This is a genomic window from Vibrio sp. T11.5 (assembly GCF_027587155.1).
Classification (GTDB): Bacteria; Pseudomonadota; Gammaproteobacteria; order Enterobacterales; family Vibrionaceae; genus Vibrio; species Vibrio neptunius.
In genome coordinates, this window is the sequence record NZ_JAPPTP010000011.1 from 95,990 (window position 1) to 120,131 (window position 24,142).

Annotated in this window: 17 protein-coding genes; 15 read left to right on the top strand and 2 right to left on the bottom strand. The window is 46.5% G+C overall.

Annotated elements, in window-relative coordinates; translation table 11 throughout:
* Window positions 1-74 precede the first annotated feature (74 nt).
* From recC to recD, 3 genes are all read left to right on the top strand, one after another.
* The gene (gene recC / locus OH455_RS13070; RefSeq protein WP_269981704.1) at window positions 75-3,536 is read left to right on the top strand and encodes an exodeoxyribonuclease V subunit gamma; all 3,462 of its coding nucleotides are present in this window, start codon (window positions 75-77) and stop codon (window positions 3,534-3,536) included.
* 255 nt (window positions 3,537-3,791) lie between these two features.
* Window positions 3,792-7,412, top strand: a complete 3,621-nt coding sequence (gene recB, locus OH455_RS13075; protein WP_269981705.1) for an exodeoxyribonuclease V subunit beta — start codon at window positions 3,792-3,794, stop codon at window positions 7,410-7,412.
* 2 nt (window positions 7,413-7,414) lie between these two features.
* A complete protein-coding gene (gene recD, locus OH455_RS13080; RefSeq protein ID WP_269981706.1) occupies window positions 7,415-9,514 on the top strand; it encodes an exodeoxyribonuclease V subunit alpha in 2,100 nt (699 codons plus the stop codon).
* A gap of 29 nt (window positions 9,515-9,543) precedes the next feature.
* On the opposite strand, the gene OH455_RS13085 is transcribed toward recD, so the two are convergent.
* Together OH455_RS13085 and argA are read right to left on the bottom strand one after the other, a co-directional pair.
* Entirely contained in the window at window positions 9,544-9,723 is a 180-nt protein-coding gene (locus tag OH455_RS13085; RefSeq protein ID WP_045976554.1) for a hypothetical protein, read from the bottom strand.
* Between the two features lie 253 nt (window positions 9,724-9,976).
* Window positions 9,977-11,314 (bottom strand): amino-acid N-acetyltransferase, encoded by a 1,338-nt coding sequence (gene argA / locus OH455_RS13090; RefSeq protein ID WP_045976553.1) that lies wholly within the window; start codon window positions 11,312-11,314, stop codon window positions 9,977-9,979.
* A gap of 244 nt (window positions 11,315-11,558) precedes the next feature.
* Here argA and OH455_RS13095 point away from each other — a divergent pair, with 244 nt between their 5' ends.
* The 12 genes from OH455_RS13095 to OH455_RS13150 all read left to right on the top strand — a co-directional run bounded on the left by OH455_RS13095 (window position 11,559) and on the right by OH455_RS13150 (window position 23,963).
* Complete coding sequence (locus OH455_RS13095; RefSeq protein ID WP_206370608.1) at window positions 11,559-11,948, top strand: DUF2850 domain-containing protein; 390 nt, start codon at window positions 11,559-11,561, stop codon at window positions 11,946-11,948.
* A 68-nt stretch (window positions 11,949-12,016) separates the two neighbouring features.
* A complete protein-coding gene (gene mltA / locus OH455_RS13100; RefSeq protein ID WP_269981707.1) occupies window positions 12,017-13,120 on the top strand; it encodes a murein transglycosylase A in 1,104 nt (367 codons plus the stop codon).
* Between the two features lie 87 nt (window positions 13,121-13,207).
* A complete protein-coding gene (gene tcdA / locus OH455_RS13105) occupies window positions 13,208-14,017 on the top strand; it encodes a tRNA cyclic N6-threonylcarbamoyladenosine(37) synthase TcdA (protein ID WP_269981708.1) in 810 nt (269 codons plus the stop codon).
* A gap of 17 nt (window positions 14,018-14,034) precedes the next feature.
* The gene (gene csdE, locus OH455_RS13110) at window positions 14,035-14,463 is read left to right on the top strand and encodes a cysteine desulfurase sulfur acceptor subunit CsdE (RefSeq protein ID WP_269981709.1); all 429 of its coding nucleotides are present in this window, start codon (window positions 14,035-14,037) and stop codon (window positions 14,461-14,463) included.
* A gap of 162 nt (window positions 14,464-14,625) precedes the next feature.
* Window positions 14,626-15,750, top strand: coding sequence for a bifunctional tRNA (adenosine(37)-C2)-methyltransferase TrmG/ribosomal RNA large subunit methyltransferase RlmN (locus OH455_RS13115; protein WP_045976548.1), 1,125 nt, complete (start codon window positions 14,626-14,628; stop codon window positions 15,748-15,750).
* Between the two features lie 323 nt (window positions 15,751-16,073).
* Window positions 16,074-17,090 carry a cytoskeleton protein RodZ gene (rodZ, locus tag OH455_RS13120; RefSeq protein WP_269981710.1) on the top strand — a complete coding sequence of 339 codons (1,017 nt, stop codon included), beginning with the start codon at window positions 16,074-16,076 and terminating at the stop codon, window positions 17,088-17,090.
* 9 nt (window positions 17,091-17,099) lie between these two features.
* Entirely contained in the window at window positions 17,100-18,218 is a 1,119-nt protein-coding gene (gene ispG, locus OH455_RS13125; protein ID WP_004746274.1) for a flavodoxin-dependent (E)-4-hydroxy-3-methylbut-2-enyl-diphosphate synthase, read from the top strand.
* Window positions 18,219-18,266: 48 nt separating this feature from the next.
* A complete protein-coding gene (gene hisS / locus OH455_RS13130; protein WP_269981711.1) occupies window positions 18,267-19,535 on the top strand; it encodes a histidine--tRNA ligase in 1,269 nt (422 codons plus the stop codon).
* Between the two features lie 61 nt (window positions 19,536-19,596).
* Window positions 19,597-20,211, top strand: a complete 615-nt coding sequence (locus OH455_RS13135; RefSeq protein ID WP_269981712.1) for a YfgM family protein — start codon at window positions 19,597-19,599, stop codon at window positions 20,209-20,211.
* Window positions 20,212-20,222: 11 nt separating this feature from the next.
* Window positions 20,223-21,383, top strand: a complete 1,161-nt coding sequence (gene bamB / locus OH455_RS13140; protein ID WP_269981713.1) for an outer membrane protein assembly factor BamB — start codon at window positions 20,223-20,225, stop codon at window positions 21,381-21,383.
* Between the two features lie 167 nt (window positions 21,384-21,550).
* Window positions 21,551-23,038, top strand: coding sequence for a ribosome biogenesis GTPase Der (der, locus tag OH455_RS13145; RefSeq protein WP_206370595.1), 1,488 nt, complete (start codon window positions 21,551-21,553; stop codon window positions 23,036-23,038).
* A 58-nt stretch (window positions 23,039-23,096) separates the two neighbouring features.
* Window positions 23,097-23,963 (top strand): alanyl-tRNA editing protein, encoded by an 867-nt coding sequence (locus tag OH455_RS13150; protein ID WP_269981714.1) that lies wholly within the window; start codon window positions 23,097-23,099, stop codon window positions 23,961-23,963.
* Window positions 23,964-24,142 lie beyond the last annotated feature (179 nt).

Below are 24,142 nucleotides of genomic sequence, written 5' to 3' on the forward strand. Positions count from 1 at the left end.
CGTATAATTCTCAAGAAAGCTATGCACTTATGCTAATCTCAATCCAATTGCGGCAAGAATAGTGTGAGTGCATTTTGTTTACTGTCTACCATTCCAACCAAGTTGACGTGTTAAAATCTTTACTCGTCGAGTTGGTACGGCTCAACCCATTAGAAAACCCATTCGAACAAGAGCAAATTCTGGTTCAGAGCCCGGGTATGTCGCAATGGTTGAAAATGGAGTTAGCTAAAGAGTTTGGTGTTGCCGCAAACATTGAATTCCCGCTCCCTGCCACTTTCATCTGGAATATGTTCACTCAGGTGCTGCCCGATGTGCCGCAGCGAAGCGCTTTCAACAAAGAAGCCATGACCTGGAAGTTAATGTTTATTCTGCCCAGTCTTCTTGAGCGAGTAGAGTTTGAGGCACTTGAGCGCTACCTAGTCGATGACGAGGATCAGAGTAAGCTCTATCAGCTTGCCGAAAAAATTGCTGATATTTTCGATGGTTATCTGGTTTATCGACCCGAATGGATCGCCGCTTGGGAAGCGGGCCAAGTTGTGGCAGAGCTTGGTGAGGAGCATAGTTGGCAGCCTATTTTGTGGCAGGCACTATACGATCACACTATTGAACTAGGGCAGTCGCCCTATCATCGCGCCAACCTATACGAACACTTCATCGATACGCTGGAAAACTACAGTGGTAATTTTGAACATTTGCCGAAACGACTGTTTGTGTTTGGCATCACTTCACTACCGCCTCGCTACATGGATGCGCTTAAAGCCATCGGTGAGCATATAGATGTCCATCTGATGTTTACTAACCCCTGTCGCTATTACTGGGGAGAGGTTCGCGATCGTAAATACCTCGCGCGCTTGGCTGCTCGGCATCGACAACATCTGGTATGGAAACAAGACCATTCTGAGTTAGATGGTGAAACACAGCAGCTCAAAGGTGATGTTGAACAAAACCTCGATGATGAACTGCACACCAATGTTGTGGGTAACAGCTTACTCGCTTCAATGGGCAAGTTAGGTAGAGACAACATGTATTTACTGTCTCAACTGGAATCTCATGAAATTGAAGCTTTCGTCGATATTGACCGTGACTCTTTGCTGCACCATTTGCAGGCTGATATCCTCAATCTTGAAGAGCATCAGGATGATAATACCCTCGAAGATAGTTATCACAAGCAAGTGGTTGATGAGCGGGATCGCTCGGTCACTTTACATGCTTGCCACAGCCCAATGCGCGAAGTGGAAGTGCTGCATGATCAACTACTGACGATGTTTGATTCTGACCCAAGTCTAAAACCACGCGATATCATTGTTATGGTGGCGGATATTAATGCCTACAGTCCGGCCATTCAGGCGGTGTTTGGTAATGCGCCAGGGGAGCGATTTATTCCTTATTCTATCTCTGACCGTACGGCTGATCAGGAAAGCCCTATCTTGCATGCGTTTATGCAGGTGGTGAACTTACCGAATACTCGTTGTCTTGCTTCTGAATTACTTGAGTTGCTAGAAACACCCGCTATTCTGACTCGATTTGGTTTGAATGAAGATGAATTCATTCAAGCGAAGCAATGGGTCGAAGAGTCGGGCATTCGCTGGGGACTTAATCAACACACTGGCGAAGAGTTTGATTTGCCTGAAACGTCGCAAAATACTTGGCAATTTGGCATTCAGAGAATGTTGCTGGGTTACGCTATGCCAGAATCAGCAGGGTTACTCGAAACCGAAGATGGTCTGTTGTCACCTTACAATCAGGTTCAAGGTATCGGCGCTGAATTGGCGGGTAAATTGTCTCACTTTATCGAAACTGTCAGCGATTACCGCGTTCAATTGGCCAAGACTCAGTCCATTGAATACTGGCGTGAAACCTTGACGTTTGCCTTGGATGATTTTTTTAGCGTTGATCTAGAAGGTGAAGTGGCGCTCAAATCGATTCGGGACACGCTGACATCTTTAAAAGATCAACTTCAAGAAGCGTCTTATGAGCAGGATCTGACACCAGATATTGTCTCTCAATATTTGCACAACAAACTCTCCGGGACCCGAGTCAGTCAGCGTTTCTTAGCAGGCCAAGTGAACTTCTGTACCTTGATGCCAATGCGATCGATTCCATTTCGTACCGTCTGTCTGCTTGGAATGAACGACGGGATTTATCCGCGAACCGTGCCGCCAGAAGGGTTTGATTTGATGAATGGGCGTGCGAAACCCGGTGATCGCTCTCGTCGGGATGATGATCGATATCTATTTTTGGAAGCCTTGTTGTCAGCGCAGCATACGCTCTATATCAGCTACGTGGGTCGCTCGATTCAGGACAATACTGAGCGCGTACCGTCAGTATTGGTGTCCGAGTTGATGGAATATTGCCAACAAAACTATTGTCTGGCAGGAGACGAAGCGTTAGCGGTGGATGAATCCGGTCAACGTCTGCTCAATAGTATTAGTGCCATTCACTCTATGGTGCCGTTTAGCCCGAGTGCTTTTGTTGAACATAATGCCAGTTACGCCAAAGAGTGGTTGCCTGCGGCGAATCGACAAGGACAAGTCGGTGGCCAATTCAATCGTCAGTTAAGTGATTACCTGTTAGATGCAGTCTATCCGCTTGAACTGGATTTGGTGGAGTTACAACGCTTCTGGCGTTTGCCTGTGCAGTATTTTTTTAATCGCCGTCTTAAGGTTGTGTTTGAGCCCCCGTTACCTGTAATGGAAGATGATGAGCCATTCGTTCTCAATGGCTTAGAAAGCTACCAAATGCGCGATAGCCTGTTGGAATTATTGCTTGAACACCAGCTCAGTGGAGCAGGGGATCAGCAAGTCATTATTGACGACTTCATCGCCCATCAACGTGCTCAAGGTAAACTACCAGTAGGCGCATTTGGTGATATAGAATTTGAAACCAATCGAGTGCAGGCTGAAGAGCTGGTAGAAAAGCTCACTTGGTTATGTGTCTCACCGAGCGACGATGTTGAAGTGAAACTGACCTTTGATGTGCTGGGAGAAGGAAAACCTGTTCAGCTGACAGGTTGGTTAACTCAAAGTTATCAATCGGGCTTAGTTCGTTTCCGCAGTGGGCGAATTCGTGCTCAGGATTACCTTGCTGTCTGGATCGATCATTTGGCTCTGAATGCGATGGGACATCAGCACTGCTCGCATATGGTCGGTTATGACCGCAAAGAAGGAGCTGTGCACCTAACGTTTTCGCCACTTGAGAATGCAGCTGTTGCTCACTCGACGCTGGGAGAGTTGGTTCGTTTGTTCTATCAGGGAATGACAACGCCTTTAACGTACTTCCCGAATACCGCTTTAGCTTGTGTAGAAGCGGGTTTTAGCCGTGGTAATTGGGTTGATGATGAAGAAAAGTCACTCAAGAAAATGGCAGACACATTTAACGATGGTTATCTTAGCCACGGAGAAGGTGCGAACGCTTACATTGCTCGAATCTGGCCTGAATGGAACGATGAGTTGGCGATGCAAGTCAGGACGTTGACGGCATTAGTGTTACAAGCGCCGAGATTGGCAGTGAAAGATAATCAAGACATAGAGAAGTAGGTGGCCGCCAGGAAATCATTATTGGTGTAGGGCGTTTTCTGTACGGCCACAGGTCAGAGGGACCATGATTCGGTTGCTTAGCATCAGGTACTGCCTGCGCAAGTCGTGCTGCGAATACTATCGGTAAGACTCGTCGCTTGCCGTGAGAGAGGTCTCATAAAATCCTATCTTGAATGGGATTTTTATTGATAAATATCGTTTTAAAGTCTGGATCACATTTGAATCTGGAATAAATGCATCAAGGGCACGAATTTTATGACATCCACGTCAATGGTAACGTCACTGGATACCATGACTTTTCCGCTTCATGGCGCGCGTTTAATAGAGGCGTCAGCCGGAACCGGAAAAACCTTCACTATTGCTGGTCTGTACCTCAGGTTGCTGCTTGGTCATGGCTGTGCGGAGAGCAAACACCAGCAGCCGCTAACGGTAGACCAAATTCTGGTGGTGACCTTTACCGAGGCCGCGACCGCTGAATTGAGAGACCGGATTCGAGCCCGAATTCATGATGCGCGGCTGGCCTTTTCTCGTGGTCAAAGCGGTGATCCCGTCATTCAACCTTTGCTTGAAGTCATTGACGATCATTCTCAAGCGGCTGAAATTCTCCTTCAAGCGGAAAGGCAGATGGACGAAGCGGCAGTCTATACGATTCACGGCTTTTGTCAGCGCATGTTAACTCAAAATGCGTTTGAGTCTGGTAGTCGATTTAACAACGAATTCATCACTGATGAAAGTCACCTTAAAGCTCAGGTTGTGGCGGATTACTGGCGACGTAATTTCTACCCACTACCACTTAATCTTGCCGGTGAAGTACGCCGAATTTGGGGAGCGCCTGCCGAACTGCTGAAACAGATCAGCCCTTATTTAACTGGGGCACCTTTGCAGCTCTCAGTGCCAGCTATGCAAGGCAGTATGGCTGACCTGCATAGCCAGAACCTCAAACAGATTGATGAACTCAAAGCAATTTGGCGTGAAGGACAACAAGACTACCTTGCTCTTATCAGCGACTCGGATGTCAACAAGCGTAGCTACACCAAGAAATCATTGCCTGCTTGGCTTGAAACGGTGGACATGTGGGCTGCGAGTGAAACCACGGGCTATGAGTACCCGGATAAACTAGAAAAGTTTGCACAGAATATCCTGCAAGATAAGACCCCTAACGGGCAGGCGCCAAGCCATCCTGCTTTTGTTGCTATCGAGCAGTTTCTCGCCAAACCTATTAGTCTTGAAGCACCACTGCTGGCACACGCCATTGAACAGTGCCGCGAGATGTTGGCGAAGGCTAAGCAGCAGAAACAGTGGCTGTCGTTTGATGATCTGCTGACTCAGTTGTCCGCAGCGATTGATGAAGATGATAGTGAGCTACTTACGCAGCGAATCCGGTCTCTCTATCCGGTCGCCATGATCGATGAATTTCAGGATACCGACCCGCTTCAATACAGCATATTCAGCCGTATCTATCTTGAGCACCCTCAGTGTGGTTTGTTCATGATTGGTGATCCCAAACAGGCGATTTACGGTTTTCGTGGTGCGGATATATTTACCTACATCAAGGCACGTAATCAGGTCTCCTCTCACTTCACTCTTGGTACCAACTGGCGGTCGAGCTCAGACATGGTCGCGGCGGTGAACCAGGTGTTCGAAACGCCGAGCAGCCCGTTTGTGTATGACGATGACATTCCGTTTCTTCCGGTTAAATCGAGTCCGAATGCAGACAAACGCCAGTGGATGATAGATGGGCAGCGTCAACCGGCAATGACTTACTGGTTACAAGAAGCTGAAGAGAAGCCGTTGGCGAAAGGTGAATATCATCAAGCCATGGCGCAGGCCTGTGCCGATGAAATCCATCATATTTTGTCGGCGGCTCAGAGTGAGCGTGCATTTTTTGATGATGGAAAGTCTCAACACGCGATTCAGGCCGGAGACATTGCTGTATTGGTTCGAACCGGCAGTGAAGGTCGAATGATCAAACAGGCCTTGGCAGAGCAGGGGATTGCCAGCGTGTATCTGTCCAACCGAGATAGCGTATTTGTCTCACAGGTGGCAGAAGACCTACAGCGATTACTCCAAGCCGTGCTTACACCGGAAAATGACCGGGCTTTAAGAGCCAGCCTTGCATCAGAGCTGTTTGCTCTTGATGCCGGAACTCTCGACAAACTCAATAACGATGAAAATGAGTGGGAAAATGCCATCAATGAGTTTAAAGAGTATCGCCGCTTATGGAGTCAACGTGGCGTATTGCCGATGCTGCGTAGTGTGATGAGTAAAAGGCACATCGCAGAACGATTGCTTGAAGAAGATAATGGCGAGCGATCTCTGACGGATTTTATGCACATAGGAGAGCTGCTTCAACAAGCCAGCCAAGAGCTCGACAGTGACCACGGTTTGCTGCGCTGGTTGGCTCAGGCTATTAGTGATGCCCGCAATGGTCTCGGGGGAAGTGAGGAGCAGATCCAGCGTTTGGAATCGGAGCGCAATTTGGTGCAGATTGTCACCATCCACAAATCAAAAGGGTTGGAATACGATCTGGTGTTTTTGCCGTTTGTATTCAGCTATCGAGAGGCGAGTGAAGCTAAGTATTACGATAGTGCTTCAGACAAAACCATTCTGGATATCACCAAACAGGACGCCTCATTACAGCAAGCTGACAAGGAGCGGCTGGCGGAAGATCTGCGCTTGATCTACGTGGCGCTCACCCGCGCGGTTTATGGCTGCTTTGTCGGTGCGGCGCCGCTACGTAATGGTCGCTCGACGAAAGAGCCGACTGGCGTGCACCACAGTGCGATGGGGTATTTATTACAAAATGGCCAGCCAGGCGGCATCGCCGATTTAACCGCTGCGTTGCAACAGCACGCTCAGCAGCTGAGTTGTGTCCGGTTGGCGGACTTGCCTGAGAGTGTGAATGAAAAGCTGGTTGTTAGAGAAGCGGAGAAGCAAGCCCTGCGCGCCAATGAATTGCAAAATGAAATTGACCGTAATTGGCGGATCACCAGTTATTCCGGTTTGGTTAAGCAGGGAGCTAGCCACCATTTTGACGATGCTGTGACGGATATTTTGTTATTGGATGTCGACTCTTCTGATGAGAAGCAGGAGGAAGAGCAGCTAGAGCCTGAGAAAAGTATTTTTACTTTCCCTAAAGGCGCTAGACCAGGTACCTTCCTTCACACCTTATTTGAAGAGGTTGAGTTTACCGAATCTGCAATCTCAGACAGTAATAGCGACATCATGGTTAATTTGATGGAAAGTGAGCAGCTTGACCTAGCTTGGTTGCCGATACTGCAACAACTCGTCGATACTGTATTGGCAACGCCGTTAGATGGTAAGCAACTGAAACTCAACCAAAAGCAGCCTGCCCAACGTTTAGTTGAAATGGAGTTCTTGTTGCCGATTGAAATACTGACTGCGCCTGCATTGAATCGCGTCATTCAGCGTCATGACCCTCTGTCTGCCAAAGCTGGCGATCTGGGCTTTCATTCCACACAGGGTATGCTGAAAGGTTTTATTGACTTGGTGTTTGAACATCAGGGCAAGTATTACGTACTTGACTGGAAATCCAATTACCTTGGAGACAATGTCGCTGACTATCATGGCGAGGCTCTGAAAGCGGCCATGGCGGATCACCGCTATGATCTCCAATATCAAATCTATGCGTTGGCCTTACACCGATTCCTGCGCTCGCGTGTACCAAATTATGATTACCAGGCTCACTTTGGCGGAGTCTATTACCTGTTTTTACGCGGTATGGATGGAGCAAGTGACCACGGCATTTTCTCTGCACGGCCGACACTTGAGTTTCTCGAAGATTTGGACAGCCTGATTGATGGGCGTCCTATCGAACCGAAACAGTCCAGCTCTGGTCAGATGGAGTTACTCTAATCATGCAAGATCTCTTTTCGCGTCTTCAGCCTCTGGCGAGCAAAGGTTCAATCCGACAGATTGATTATCAGTTTGCTCGTTTTATTCTTGCTCAAAGTAAAGATGAATACGTTGCTTTTATTGCCGCAATACTCAGCTGCGAGTTAGGTAAGGGGCATATTTGCTTGCCACTGTTTGACAGTTACGGACAGCCTGTGGATTTGGCAGCCAAATTGGGACTGTTTGGTGATGTGGCTATCGAGCTTAATCAAATGCTACAAAACGCAGATTGGCCATCACTACTTCAGGCTTCATCTTTGGTTGGGGAACAAGGGCAGACATCGCCAATGATTTTTGACGGTGAACGACTTTACCTGCATCGTTATTGGCATTACGAAGTGGTGCTGGCAAATCGCTTGAACAGCTTTGGGTCACCCATGATCCTAAAGCCTACTGATGCTCAAAAACTGGCAGAATTGTTGGATCACCTGTTTGCCAGAAACTATCGTTACCTCTTTAGTGCTCTGGCCTCCGCGCAATCTGATGGGAGTTCTACACAGGTACTCAGACAGCAGTTAGTCTGCGATCATCTTGATGTAGTGAGCAGCGAACAGCTCGATTGGCCTACCATAGACCAAAAGCTCCTTAATGCGACCAAAATAGAGAATTTGAACGTACTGGATCAGCTGGTACCTGTGTCGGTTTGTGTAAACTGGCAAAAGGTAGCGGCAGCTGTGGCATTGACACGACGCTTTGCGGTGATTTCTGGTGGTCCGGGCACCGGAAAAACCACCACAGTGACGAAATTGCTTGCCGCCCTGATCACTCAGGCTCAGCAAGCTGGCGATGCTCCGGCGATTAAGCTCGTCGCTCCGACAGGTAAAGCGGCTGCGCGCCTGACGGAATCTATCGGTAAGGCGGTAGCAGAATTGCCTGTTGAACCCGCGCTTAAAGAACAAATCCCAACCGACGCGAGTACTTTACATCGCTTGCTAGGTGCTGTTCCAAACAGCGTTGAATTTCGTCACAACCAGCACAATCCACTGCACCTCGATATTTTAGTGGTGGATGAAGCCTCTATGGTGGATCTGCCTATGATGTACAAACTGGTCGATGCACTGCCTAAACATGCCCGTTTGATATTGCTCGGTGATAAAGATCAACTCGCGTCGGTGGAAGCTGGGGCAGTGCTGGGGGACATTTGTTCCTTTTACCAACAAGGCTACAGTGCGACTCATGCTGGTGTAATTGCTCAGCTTACTGGCTACCAGACGCTGGCCCACTCCTCCAATACCACCGCGACTATTGCTGACAGCCTGTGCATGTTGCAAAAGAGCTATCGATTTGATGCTCGCTCAGGTATTGGACAATTAGCGAAAGCGATCAATGCTGGCTCAATGCAAAAGGTTGATTGGGTCTGGCAGCGAGGTTTCGAAGACATAGCGAGATTTCCTATTGATGGTCAACACTACAGTCAGATGATTCAAACATTAGCACAGGAATACAGTCATTATTTAAAGCGAATCGGCCAAGTGGTTGTGGATCCCGACACCGAACAGTCAGAGACCAGTCATCAGCGTGCAAAAGATGCGCTGCGGCTGTTCGCAAAATGCCGTTTACTGTGTGCCGTTAGAGAAGGGGACTTTGGTATCTCTGGGCTTAATCAACGCATAGAACGAGCTTTGAACGCACGTAAAATGATTCAGGTTCAGGACGAGATTTGGTACCACGGAAGGCCCGTTATGGTAGTACGTAACGATCACGCATTGGGTTTGTACAATGGTGATATTGGTCTTTGCTTACGTGATAACTCGGAGGGAGTTGAGCGACTGAAGGTGTTTTTCGAACTTCCCGATGGCTCAGTCAAAGCCGTGCTTCCCAGCCGAGTACCAGAGCATGAAACTGCTTACGCGATGACGATTCATAAATCACAAGGTAGTGAATTTGAGCATACCTTGATGATATTGCCACCAGAGTTTACGCCAATTCTAACTCGCGAGCTTATCTATACGGGCATTACGCGTGCAAAACAAAAATTGAGTTTATATGTGGATGAAAGAGTGATGGCGCGAGGGGTAAAGATCAGAACCGAGAGAGCGAGTGGCTTAGTAAACCGTTTATAACAATGACCGTCCATGGCTATTGAGAAAAGTTATTGAATTGCCTTGCTAAAAGAGATACTGCGGATGCCGTACTTCTGCTGGTAGTTCAATATAAATGCTTTTAACCCCTTACTGACTGGGAAGACGCAATGGACGTCTAGCCCTTCCAGAAGTTCGTTATCAGCCATATCCCAGAAACTCTGGATCGAGTTACAGATGATGGTTTTCATCGGTCATTTGCTCTTAGTGACGTTGTTATCTACCTCAAGCAATCCGTGCGACTTATCAGGCTCAGGCGCCTGTAAGTTGAAGACGAGTCCAATCGGGCTCCCCTTTTTCCGTAGCGGGTTATTGGGGAGCTCGAATTTTAACCAGTTAATGCAACAAAATAAAGCGAAAAAATGGGCCTCAATCGATACAGCAGGGTTTCGGTAGTTATGTCGGATAAAGACATTATCTAACTCATTGTCTCGACAATATGCATTACAGTTCAATAGCTAAAATTTTTGACCTTCTCTGATAGTTGTAAAGGTTCTGCTTTTGCGAAGGGAGAAAATCAACCGACATTTCATGAAAACCTTGTTCGCGGAACCAATGCAGGCTGCGAGTCGTCAGGATGAAAATATGCTTAATCCCTTGAGCCTTCGACTGTAATTTGATGTGGTTGAGCAGCAAAACGCCACGGTTGCCATCACGATACTCTGGATGAATGGCGACACACGCCATTTCTGCCATTCTTTCCTGAGTGTATGGGTAAAGCGCTGCGCAGCCGATGATCAGGCCATCTTTTTCGATGATGGTGAACTGATGAATCTCTTGTTCAAGCTGCTCGCGAGAGCGCCTTACCAGCACACGTTGTTCTTCTAGAGGACGAATTAAATCTAGTATTCCGCCAATATCGTCAATGTTAGCCTGACGAACTTGCTCAGCACTCGCTCTTACGATTTGAGTACCAATGCCATCTAAGGAGAACAGTTCTTGAATCAAGGCACCATCGACTTTATAACTCACCAAATGACTGCGTGGGACGCCTGCTCGACAGGCTGTGGTGGCTGCACGAAGGAAGCGAACAGTGCCAGAGCCACTGTCTTCGCTATGGTCGCTGTCTTGTTCAAGCTTCTCGAGAAACAGCTCTGCTTCTCGCGGGAAAAGCTCAGCGACAGCATTGCCATTTTCATCAATGACCCCTTGCTCCGAACAGAAACCAATTAATTTATCGGCATGCAATTTGAGGGCAACTTGTGTTGCGACTTCTTCGGATAAAAGGTTGAAGGATTCACCGGTTACTGAGCTGGCAATAGGTCCAAGTAAAACAATGGAACCTTGGTCGAGTGTACGGTTTATTCCTTCGACATCTATTCGACGAATTCGACCACTGTGGCAGTAATCCACTCCGTCATCGATGCCAAGTGGCTGCGCGATGACAAAGTTACCACTGACGACATTAAGCTGAGTACCAGCCATAGGTGTATTTCCTAGGCTCATCGATAGCTGTGCAGTGATGGACAACTGAAGTTGCCCAGCGGCTTGCATGACGATATCTAGACTAGTTTCATCGGTAATACGAATGCCTTTGTGATAAGGCGTTTCATGTTGACATCGATCCAAAATTCGATTGATTTGCGGACGAGCACCATGAACGAGAACCACCTTGACTCCCAAGCTGTGAAGTAGCGCTAAATCACTGATGATATTTGCAAAATTATTATCAGCAACCGCTTCACCACCCAGCATGATGACCATGGTTTTGCCACGGTGGGCGTTAACGTATGGGGCGGATTGACGAAAGCCTTTGACTAAAGCGGTATTACGGATCTTCACTATTTATCCAATATTAATGAATTTATATGTGATTATATTGCAATTTTATTCTTCTGGCGGCAAGGGGTTTTTGAGGTAGATAGCTAAAAAACGTATCAACTCAATAGCTGGAGATATTTTCAAGTGCTATGAGTGGGGGAGGTTGATTTTTATTTCAAGTAAAGTTAAGTAATTAGGTTAACACTTGACATAATAGTTAAACTTGTCATTAGATGGTAAGTGAAGTTCATAGTGGGCGTTGAATTTGAAAAAGAAAAAATCGTTGGAGAGAGGATTGTTGGCAGTCGCTATTGTAGTGTCTATCGCTTTCATCTTTGTATCCAAAGCGCTTTACGATCGATATCAAATCATCAAGCACCCTAACTCTATGGTCTATGGCACATGGATTGAACAGGGCGTCGCACCTTACTCCGCAGATAGTTTTGTACTGAATGAAACTGGAGTAGTGATTGATGGTGGTGTGGTCAACACCCGATACCGCTTCAATGGAAGTTATGTGGAGTTTCAGGTAGGAGAGAAAAAGCGTCGTTACCAAATGCTTGATACGAGTTTCAGTCAGATGAGATTGATTTCTGAACCGCATTATCAGCCCGTTTATCAATTGTCAGAAAAGTCCAAAAATAACCTTCGTTAACATCTATCTGATTGCGCTAACCGTTTGAGTTTGTCATCCTTCATAGCAGGCTTGTAAGGAATAAACCTGTGTTCAAAAAATATCTTCCAATTGTGGCAGCCAGTGTTCTGTTTGGCTGTGCACAACCGCACGATCGTGCTCAACAATATCTTGATGGTGAATTTAATTCGATTCTGAATAAAACCGCAGTTGTAGAATCGGACAAACCACGGGATTTCACTGAATTTACCAAACAATCTCAACAAGTCGTTGAAAACTCACCTTCCATGGCTCGGGTTTATCAGCCTTTGTATGAAAAGCTCAATGAATGGGTATTACAGAGTGGTGATCCTGCGCAGTTAGCTGACTATGGCATTCAAACTGCCCAGCTAGGCGGCGGTGATAAGCAAGGTAACGTCTTGTTTACCGGCTATTTCTCACCGGTGATGGAATTGCGCCACGAACCGAATGAAACCTACAAATACCCTGTCTATGGCAAACCAGAATGTGACGCTGACTGCCCGACGCGCGCTCAAATTTATGATGGCGCATTAGAAGGGCAAGGGCTGGAATTGGGTTATGCGGCGAATATGATCGACCCATTTTTGATGGAAGTGCAGGGCAGTGGTTTTGTTCATTTTGAAGATGACGATACGCTGGAGTATTTTGCCTACGGTGGGAAAAACAACAAAGCTTACGTCAGTATTGGTAAGGTGTTGATTGAGCGAGACCAAGTCCCGCGCGAAAAAATGTCGCTTAAAGCGATTAAAGAGTGGGTATTGGCAAATGATGAAGCGACCGTTCGTGAGTTACTTGAACAGAATCCATCTTATGTGTTCTTTGAGCCCCGAGCGGACGCTCCAGTGACAGGTACTGCTGGGATCCCATTGCTGCCAATGGCATCCGTGGCGGGTGACCGTTCAATTTTCCCTATGGGAACGCCTATTCTTGCTGAAGTGCCATTGCTCAATGCCGATGGCACTTGGAGTGGTGCGCATCAGTTACGTCTACTGATTGTGCTTGATACTGGAGGGGCGGTGAAGCAGAATCACCTCGATCTATACCATGGTATGGGGCCGAGAGCAGGCACTGAGGCGGGTCACTATAAGCACTTTGGCCGAGTCTGGAAGCTGGGGCTGGAAAACTCGTCAACTCAGGCTCCTTGGGCATTGCCTCCCGAGAAGTTACAATAGCCTTTTCTCATCTAGACTTTTTAATAAAGAGTGCGTATAAATCGCACTCTTTATTTTTGTACCATCACTTGGCGGAAGAACAGCACCATGCGCGAACTTGATACTCCTGCTTCAGACAACTACAACCAACGCTTCGGCGGTACTCGTCGTCTTTATGGCAATAGCGAAGTGGATATCCTTCGTGCCGCGCACGTTTGTGTGATCGGTATTGGTGGAGTAGGCTCTTGGGCGGTAGAAGCATTGGCCCGTACAGGTGTCGGTGAGTTGACCTTGATTGATATGGATGATGTCTGTGTTACCAACATCAACCGTCAGATCCATGCCATGAGCGGTACGGTGGGACAGAGTAAGATTGAAGTGATGGCCGAACGCGTCAAGCTTATCAATCCGGAGTGTAAAGTAAACCTGATTGATGACTTTATTACGCCAGATAACCAGCAAGAATATCTGTCAAAAGAGTTTGATTACGTGCTTGATGCGATCGACAGCGTGAAAGCGAAAGCTTCATTGCTGGCGTATTGTCGTAGCAATAAGATTAAAGTGATCACTACTGGCGGTGCGGGTGGGCAAGTCGACCCAACCCAGATCCAAGTTGCGGACCTGACGAAAACCATTCAAGACCCATTGGCGAAAAAAATCAAAGATACTTTGCGTCGTCACCACAATTTCCCCAAGAATCCGCAGCGTAAATTTGGTATTGAGTGTGTATTTTCAACTGAACAACTAAAGTACCCTCAGCCAGACGGCAGTGTGTGCGGTGTTAAATCTACAGCGGAAGGGCCAAAACGTATGGACTGTGCCAGTGGATTTGGAGCTGCGACGGTTGTCACCGCAACGTTCGGCTTTGTGGCAGTTTCGCGAATTGTCGAGAAGCTGATTCAGAAATACCGTAAATAGTTCGTTTGGAGATTATTATGCCCTCATTCCCACAGTCACCTTTTGGCACTGATATTCAATCAGAAGACATCGTTACGACTATGCAAGGCTTTAAAGGCTGGGAAGATCGTTATCGTCAGGTCATTCAGTGGGGAAAGAAACTTCCTGTGATGCCCGATGAGCTGAAGTCTGAGCAAGTCACGGTTTCAGGCTGTGAAAGCCAGGTTTGGCTAGTGAGTGAAAATCTTGATGGTGTGTGGCATTTTTGCGCAGACTCCGACGCACGTATTGTGCGAGGCCTTATTGCGCTCGTTATGGCGGCTTATGATGGCAAAACCAGCGAAGAAATTCAGGCATTCAATATTGATGAGTACTTTGAAAAATTGGGTCTCATTGCTCATCTCAGTCCATCGCGAGGTAATGGTTTAAAAGCGATTGTTGAGCAGATAAAACAAGTCTCCCGTTAACCGCAACCCGCCGATTTGGCGGGTTGATTGTTTCTGTATAAAATTTAATCGCTGAGATATTAATGCCTTAAAAAATACAGGGTGTTAGAACTCTTGTTGTCGCTGAATAAAGGCTGTACAATTCGCGCCCTTAATTAATGTTACGTCGTTTCGTGAGGCCACATGACCACTGAAAAAATCAATCTACTCGACTTTGATCGCCAAGGAATGCGCAAGTTTTTTGCTGAAGAGCTTGGTGAGAAAGCATTTCGTGCCGAGCAGGTGATGAAGTGGATCTACCATTTTGGTGTCGATGACTTCGAGAAAATGACTAACATTAACAAGAAGCTGCGTGAGAAGCTGATCCATCGCTGTGAGATTAAAGCCCCTGTGGTGGCGGAAGCTCAACACTCTTCAGACGGCACAATTAAGTGGGCGATGAAGGTTGGCGACCAGGACGTAGAAACGGTTTATATTCCTGAAGATGATCGTGCGACTTTGTGTGTGTCGTCTCAGGTAGGTTGTGCATTGGAATGTAAGTTCTGTTCCACCGCTCAGCAAGGCTTTAACCGTAACCTGAAAGTCTCTGAGATTATTGGTCAGGTGTGGCGTGCAGCACGTGAAATCGGTTTGGAAAAAGAGACTGGCCGTCGCCCTATCACTAACGTTGTGATGATGGGTATGGGTGAGCCACTGCTAAACATGAAAAACCTGATCCCAGCACTGGAGTTGATGTTGGATGATCTAGGTTTTGGTCTATCGAAACGTCGCGTCACGGTATCGACTTCTGGTGTGGTATCGGGTCTAGATCAAATGACAGGTCAAATTGATGTCGCGTTGGCAATCTCTCTTCACGCACCAAACGATAAGCTGCGCAGTGAAATCATGCCCATCAACGACCGTTGGGATATTCAAGATTTCTTAGCATCGGTACGTCGTTACATTGCTTCTTCCAATGCGAACCGCGGTAAAGTGACCGTGGAATACGTGCTACTGGACCATGTGAACGATGATATGGACCATGCACGTGAATTGGCGGAGCTGATGAAAGATACACCATGTAAGATCAACCTGATCCCGTTTAACCCTTACCCAGGGTCCCCTTACAAAAAGCCAAGTAACTCACGCATTGACCGTTTCCAGAAAACGTTGATGCAGTACGACCATACTGTCACTGTGCGCAAGACGCGAGGTGACGATATTGATGCAGCTTGTGGCCAGTTGGTTGGGGATGTTATCGATCGTACTAAACGGACTGCAATGCTTCGAGCGGCAAAAGGTGAAACCATTGACGTTAAAGCAGTCTAATCGAGTGTTTTGACAAAAAAAGCCAGAGCTCTGCTCTGGCTTTTTTGTAAATTGGTATTGCTAAATAATGTCAAAATCAGGAAAAACCTTGAGCTGCTTGTAATTTATGCGCCTTTTCTATGTTGTTTCATCTCTGATATCTATTAGAATTAAACTTTAGTGCTTTAGGGTTAATGCCTCTTAGATTTGAGCGAAGCACTTTTGCATAATATGGTGAGGAATCATCCTCAAGGATTTTGGATTCTGAACAAAACCAGCACCACTAACGAAAAACAACAAATGTGCGATTGGTTTGGTATCCCTTTAAAAGAGACAGTATAAAAATGAGTGCTGAACAGCAAACAAAGACACCGGTTGAAGAAGATAACAATATCGAAAGAATCGAAGCGGGTACGCTTTTAAAACAAAAACGAGAAGAACTTGGGCTTACACAGCAGCAAGTGGCTGATCGATTACGTCTTCGTCGCTCTATTATCGAAAACATCGAATCCAATCAGTTTGAGAGTGAACAGGTGGCGACCTTCACTCGTGGTTATCTGCGTTCTTATGCTCGCGTTGTCGGTATCAAAGAATCTGTGGTGCTATGCGCGCTAGACGATTGCGGTGAGGCACAGTATGAAGAACACGAGATGCAAAGCTTTTCTCAAAAGACCAACAAAGAAAAGCATGATAGCCGCATTATGACCCTCACATGGGGTATTTTTGCCATTATCGTAGGTATCTCTTCTGTTTGGTGGTGGCAAAATCAAGAGAACAGTGTTGTTGAACTGACCGCTGTGACTGAACAAGAAAAGAAGATAGAGCAAGAACTGGCAGAAAATAGTGAGTTGGATTTTACAGCGGTTGAGCCAAGCCTAATTAATGATTCGGTAGAGACAAAGCCAGTTGTTGAACAACCGCTTGAAGAGGTAACAACTCCAGTACAAGTCGGGGTGTCAGAGCCTGACTCAGAAGTTGTTGAACCGTCAATTGAAACAGTGCAGCAGGTGAATGAGCCAGTGAAAGCCGAAACAGTGAGCAGAGAAGCTGCTGACCCGGTTGCCGCTGTGGAAGCGAATCAACAAGAGAATAACGTTGTTGGGACTTCTCCACCTGTCATCGTGGCTAATTTGCTTGAAATGTCATTCATTGATGATTGCTGGATTCAGGTAAAAGATGCAACAGGTAAAACGCTAGCGACAGGTATTAAGAAAGCCGGTCAAGATTTACAAGTGAGCGGTGAAAGGCCTTATAAAGTGATTTTGGGTGCTCCTGAAAACGTTTCAATGACATTAGCGAGTGAACCTGTCGACCTTTCTGGGTATACTTCAGGCAAAGTAGCAAGATTCAACTTACCTTAAAAAATTACTATGCAATACGAATCTCCTATCAAACGTCGCCCATCGACTCGTATCTATGTGGGCGACGTACCTATTGGTGACGGTGCACCGATTGCTGTGCAGTCGATGACTAACACTAGAACAACAGACGTTGAAGCGACTGTTGCTCAAATTAAATCACTGGAAAATGTCGGTGCTGATATCGTTCGCGTATCTGTGCCAACGATGGATGCTGCGGAAGCGTTCAAGCAAATTAAACAGCAAGTGAATATCCCACTCGTAGCGGATATTCATTTTGACTACCGTATCGCGCTAAAAGTAGCGGAGTACGGCGTAGACTGTTTACGTATCAACCCGGGCAATATCGGTAACGAAGACCGTATCCGCTCAGTAGTTGACTGCGCGCGCGACAAAAACATTCCGATTCGTATCGGTGTGAATGGTGGCTCGCTAGAAAAAGACATTCAGATGAAGTACGGCGAACCAACTCCAGAGGCGTTGGTAGAGTCTGCGATGCGTCATGTAGATATTCTTGATCGTCTTAACTTCGACCAGTTTAAAGTCAGTGTGAAAGCTTCAGATGTTTTCCTTGCTGTCGATTCCTATCGTTTACTAGCGAAGAAGATCGATCAGCCGCTTCACTTAGGTATTACTGAAGCAGGCGGCGCACGAGCTGGCGCGGTGAAATCTTCAGTTGGTCTCGGGATGCTGTTGGCAGAAGGAATTGGCGACACGCTGCGTATTTCTCTTGCGGCGGATCCTGTTGAAGAGATCAAAGTCGGTTTTGATATCCTAAAGTCGCTACGTATTCGCTCTCGCGGTATTAACTTTATTGCTTGCCCAAGCTGTTCGCGCCAAGAATTTGATGTGATTGGTACAGTGAATGCACTGGAGCAGCGTTTAGAAGACGTGATTACGCCGATGGATGTGTCGATTATCGGCTGTGTGGTCAATGGTCCGGGTGAAGCAGAAGTGTCTCATTTAGGCTTAGCAGGAAGTAACAAGAAGAGCGCATTCTACGAAGACGGTAAACGTCAGAAAGAGCGTTTTGACAATAACGACCTTGTTGACCAGCTAGAAGCGAAAATTCGCGCAAAAGCTTCAACATTAGACGAAGCAAACCGCATCGACGTTAAAGTACAAGATTAATCTCAACGTAACCCAAATTACGGTAACTATTTTTTACGGTAGATAACTGTGGCAAAGAAAATCCAAGCAATTCGAGGCATGAACGACTGCCTTCCAACTCAATCACCACTGTGGCAGAAACTTGAGAACACAGTGAAGAACGTAATCAGCGCCTACGGTTACAACGAAGTGCGCATGCCAATCGTTGAGATGACTCATCTATTCAGTCGCGCTATCGGTGAAGTGACCGATGTGGTTGAAAAAGAGATGTACACATTTGAAGACCGTAACGGCGACAGCTTAACCCTTCGCCCAGAAGGCACGGCTGGCTGTGTACGTTCTTGTATTGAAAACAGCCTGATCAACCGTGATGAGCAGCGCCTATGGTACATGGGGCCAATGTTTCGTCACGAGCGTCCACAGAAAGGCCGCTATCGTCAATTCCACCAATGTGGTGTGGAGGTATTTGGTCTAGACGGCCCAGATGTTGATGCAGAGCTTATCATGATGACGGCTCGTCTATGGCGTGAGCTTGGTATTGATAAGCACGTTCGTCTAGAGCTGAACTCAATTGGTTCACTAGAAGATCGCGCGAACTACCGCACTGCACTGATTGCCTTCCTAGAGCAGCACATTGATATTCTGGATGACGATTGTAAACGTCGTATGCACACTAACCCGCTGCGTGTACTGGATACTAAGAACCCAGATGTACAAGCGATTCTAGGTGATGCACCACGTTTATCTGATTACCTTGGCGAAGAGTCAAAACAACATTTTGCAGGTCTTTGTGAACTTCTTGACGCGGCAGGTATCGAATACACAGTTAACGAGCGTTTAGTTCGGGGTCTGGATTACTACAACCGTACGGTGTTTGAGTGGATTACTGAAAGCTTGGGTGCGCAGGGCACCGTATGTGGTGGTGGTCGTTACGATGGTCTAGTCGAACAGTTAGGCGGTAAAGCAACCCCTGCAGTTGGCTTTGCAATGGGCCTGGAGCGTTTGGTTCTCATGTTAGAAACGTTAGAGCTCACAGAAGTTCGTCGTAGCGTTGATGTTTATGTGGTAACGGCAGGCGAAGGTACAATGCTCGCGGGTATGAAGCTAGCCGAATCACTACGTGAACAAGTCACTGGATTACGTGTTATGAGCCACTTTGGTGGTGGTAACTTTAAGAAACAATTTAAGCGTGCTGACAAGGTCGGTGCAGCAGTGGCACTAGTTCTTGGTGAGAACGAAGTGGCAGATAACACTGTGGTACTGAAAGACTTGATTGGCGGCACTCAAGAAACTTACAGCCAAACAGACGTAGCAGCTAAGCTGGCAGAGTTGGTTTAAACGCATTCAAATTTGAAGTGGTGATTATAGTCACCACTTTTTAGATTTAAGAGGACAGGAAGTGGAACTCTACGATACTGAAGAACAACAAGTAGAAGCGATCAAAGATTGGTGGAAAGAGAACGGTAAAGCCGTGATCTTTGGTGCGGTTATCGGCTTAGGTGGTCTATTTGGTTGGCGCTATTATCAAGATACGATGACCCAGGCGCAAGAAGCTGCATCTGAAAGTTACACCCAAGCGGTTCAGGAATTGGCGGCCAAAGGTGCTGAGGGTGAAGGTGCTCTTCAAAGCTTCATTGATGCTAACAAAGAGACTCAGTATGCGGTATTGGCAGCATTACAATTGGCGAAGGTTCAGGTTGAAGCGGGGAACTTAGATGAAGCACTCGCACAACTAGAGTGGGCAAAAACAGCGACGGATGATCAAGCTCTAACTTCAGTTATTTCTTTCCGCCTTGCGCGCTTGAAGGCGGAGCAAGGTCAATTTGATGCGGCGATTTCTGACTTGTCAGCCATCACTGATGAAGGCTGGGTTGGCCGAGTAGCTGAGCTTAAAGGTGATATTCTTCAGCGTAAAGGCGATACAGAAGGGGCTTATACTGCATATACTGAAGCGCAACAAGCAGATGATGGCAGCCAAACGTTACAAATGAAACTGGATGATCTGGCTAAGTAATGGTGCTGTGCATGAATAAAATGCTGAAAAAAGCACTCACTACTGCTGCGATACTGGGCCTGTTAGCGGGTTGTGCCAGTGAAGAAGACACCATCGTGATGGCGCCCGTGCCACAGGTTAACAGCGAATTCACCCCGAAAAGCGAATGGGTGGTAAGTGTCGGAGATGGTGTAGCCAATTATTTCTCTAAACTGTCTCCAGAATACGCTTATAAAAAAGTCTTTGTTGCAAGCCGTGACGGTATTGTAAAAGCACTGAATCCTGAAAATGGCAGCACTTTGTGGCAACAAAACCTCGAGCAGAATGTTCCAGCTCGACTATCTGGTGGCATTACCGCGGGTTACAACCAAATTTTTATTGGTAGTGAAAATGGTCAGGTCATTGCACTGAACGAAGAAAATGGTGAAGTGAACTGGCGTGTTGATGTTGATGGTGAAGTGTTAGCTTCACCTGCAACGGAAAGTAACTTAGTCATTGTTCACACGGCTACTGGTATGTTGATTGCTCTGGATCAGGTAACAGGTGACACCAAATGGACGATTAGTACCGAAGTACCGAGCCTTACTTTGCGAGGTAACAGTGCTCCCGTGACGGTTTCCGGTGGTGTGTTCTGGGGAACAGCAAGCGGTCGTTTAGCGGCTGCGATTGCAGAACGTGGCCAGTTGATTTGGCAACAGCCAATCGGTACACCACAAGGTGCTACTGAAATTGATCGCTTAGTTGATGTGGATGCTTCTCCACTTGTTCTTGGTAGCACGCTGTATATTGTGGGTTACAATGGTCAGCTAACCGCTATTGATCTGCGCTCTGGTAACTCTGTCTGGAAGCGTAAATATTCTTCGTCCACAGATCTTGCGAGTGACGGTAGTCGTTTATATATGGTGACAGACAAAGATTATCTAGTTGCTGTTGATGCTCGCAGTGGCACCGAACTTTGGAGCAATGAGTTGCTTGAACATCGTCTCCTAACTGCCCCTGTACTGATTGATGGGTACCTTGTTGTCGGTGATGGCGAAGGTTACTTACATTGGCTAGATCGAGATACTGGTGAATTTGTTGCCCAGCAGCAAGTGAATAGCAGTGGATTTGCTGTCTCGCCAATTGTTGTCCCAGATGGTTACATCACGGTGACTCGTAATGGCGATGTAAAGAAACTGACGATTAGTAACTAATCGTGTGATATAATTCACATTCGGCTCCTAGCTGGTAACAGTTGGGAGCCGTTTGTTTGTTTTAGATACCCATAGTTAATGTGGTTATAGGTAAAGCGCTCAAAGTGTGGACTCTACTGAGTTGTTACCTATAACTACATAAAGAAAAGAATATTGTAGAGGTTGTTATGGTACCTGTTGTTGCTCTAGTAGGGCGTCCAAACGTTGGTAAATCAACGTTGTTTAACCGATTGACTCGTACTCGCGACGCATTGGTTGCGGATTTCCCTGGCTTAACTCGTGACCGTAAATATGGCCAAGCGAAGCTTGGTGAGCATGAATTTATCGTGATTGATACCGGCGGTATTGATGGTACGGAAGAAGGCGTTGAAACTAAAATGGCTGAGCAATCATTAGCAGCGATTGACGAAGCTGATGTTGTGCTGTTTATGGTCGATGGTCGCGCTGGTCTTACGCCTTCTGATATTGCGATTTCTAATCACCTACGCAAAATTGAAAAACCTTCAATGCTTGTGGTGAACAAGGTTGATGGTATTGATGCTGACGCCGCATCTGCTGACTTCTGGCAGTTAGGTGTTGAAAACATGTACCAGATTGCTGCTGCTCATGGCCGTGGTGTTGGTGCACTGATCGACCGAGCTCTGAATCCATTTGCTGAAAAAATGGCGCAAGAAGCACAAGGTGAAATCGAAGACTTAACTGAATTCGTAGATGAAGAAGAAGAGAAACTAGACTACACCGAAGAAGAAGCGGAAGAAGAGTTCAAACGTCTACAAGATCAGCCGATCAAATTGGCGATTATTGGTCGCCCTAACGTAGGTAAATCTACCCTGACTAACCGTATTCTCGGTGAAGAGCGCGTGGTGGTTTACGATATGCCAGGCACGACTCGTGACTCTATCTACATTCCTATGGAGCGAGACGGTCGAGAGTATGTTCTTATCGATACTGCGGGTGTACGTCGTCGTAAGCGTATCAACGAAACCGTTGAAAAGTTCTCTGTAGTTAAAACGTTGAAGGCAGTGGAAGACGCTAACGTTGTCCTACTAGTTATCGACGCTCGTGAGAACATCTCAGACCAAGATTTAAGCCTGCTTGGTTTTGCGCTTAATGCAGGTCGCTCAATTGTACTTGCAGTAAACAAGTGGGATGGTCTGGATATGGATGTGAAGGAGCATGTGAAGAAAGAGTTAGATCGTCGACTTGGCTTCGTTGATTTTGCTCGAATTCACTTTATTTCTGCGCTTCACGGTACTGGTGTTGGCCACTTGTTCGAATCTGTTCAGGAAGCGTATAAATCAGCGACTACTCGCGTGGGTACTTCGGTTCTGACTCGGATAATGAAGATGGCGACCGAAGATCACCAGCCACCATTGGTTCGTGGCCGTCGTGTGAAGCTGAAATATGCACACGCAGGTGGCTATAATCCACCAATCGTGGTGATTCACGGTAACCAAGTAAATGAACTACCAGATTCTTACAAGCGCTATCTGATGAACTACTACCGTAAGTCATTGGAAATCATGGGAACGCCGATTCGTATCCAGTTCCAAAACAGCGACAACCCATTTGAGGGTAAATCGAATAAGATGACCTTATCTCAAGAGCGTAAACGTAAACGCCTAATGAGCATGATGAAAAATCGAAAAAAATAATGCAGAGTAACGAAAAGCGCCTTTAAATAAGGGCGCTTTTTTTATATAGGATAGTGAGATGTCTGTTACCCCTACAATTACACGCTTTTGTCACGATATGTGGCAGCTTACTTCTCAGATTCAACGTATTGAATTGTGCCAAGATTACCTTTACCTCATCACTGAAATGACCCCATTTCATCCTGTCAGCCATATCTGGCCTGATCATCCCGCGGACAAAGGCACCATTGATGGTCACGTGGTGGTTGATTGTGTGGTTGGAGCCGTCGAACTCAACAGCAATGAACTCTACGTTGGTAGTGCAATCCCAGTCAAACGTGATGAAGAGGGATGGGCATTTATTGTCGTTCACTGTCTAGAAAAATCGCTCACAGACTTTGAGGTCCGGCAGGAGGTCACATTAGTCGTAGACAAACCGTATCAGCAAGCGCTGAGTCGAGGACATAGTGCAGGGCATATCGCCTATTTAGCGCTTAACAAAGTGTTAGTGGAAAACGGTTACTGGCGTAAAGAGGCAGACCGTAAAGACCCACACGGCTACGACGACTTTAACAGTTATGCTCAAGAGACAAGCTTTGTGAGTGAAGATAAATGTATCGATACATATCGTCTGGGAAAAACATTGCGTAAGCGGGGATTAAACAGTGCTGACATGCTGGCTGATCTAGAAAAGATACAATTCTGGGTTAATGAACAGATAGCACAATGGTTAACTGTCGAAGCTGATATCGAGATAAAATGCTGTGGTGATGCGTTAACAGATTCACGTTATTGGAGATGTGATCTTGGTGAAGGCAAGATAGCTGAAATACCATGTGGTGGCACTCATGCTAAAAACCTTAATGAATACAAAGCAATTACCACTTGTTTTCATCAGATTGACGCACAAAACATCCAAATGCGCACCGATGTAATTAAGGGATAGCTCTAATAAGATCCTTTTATTAAGTTCTGTTTTTTTTGTTTTTTTTACAAAATTTGTTTTTTTGCTCTGAAATAAATTCAAATGCAGCATATGTAACTTATGCTTTCGGTGTGTGGTGATATAAATATTCTTTTCAGGGGTGATCGCTGATCAAAATGGATTTAGCCGATGATCTCATT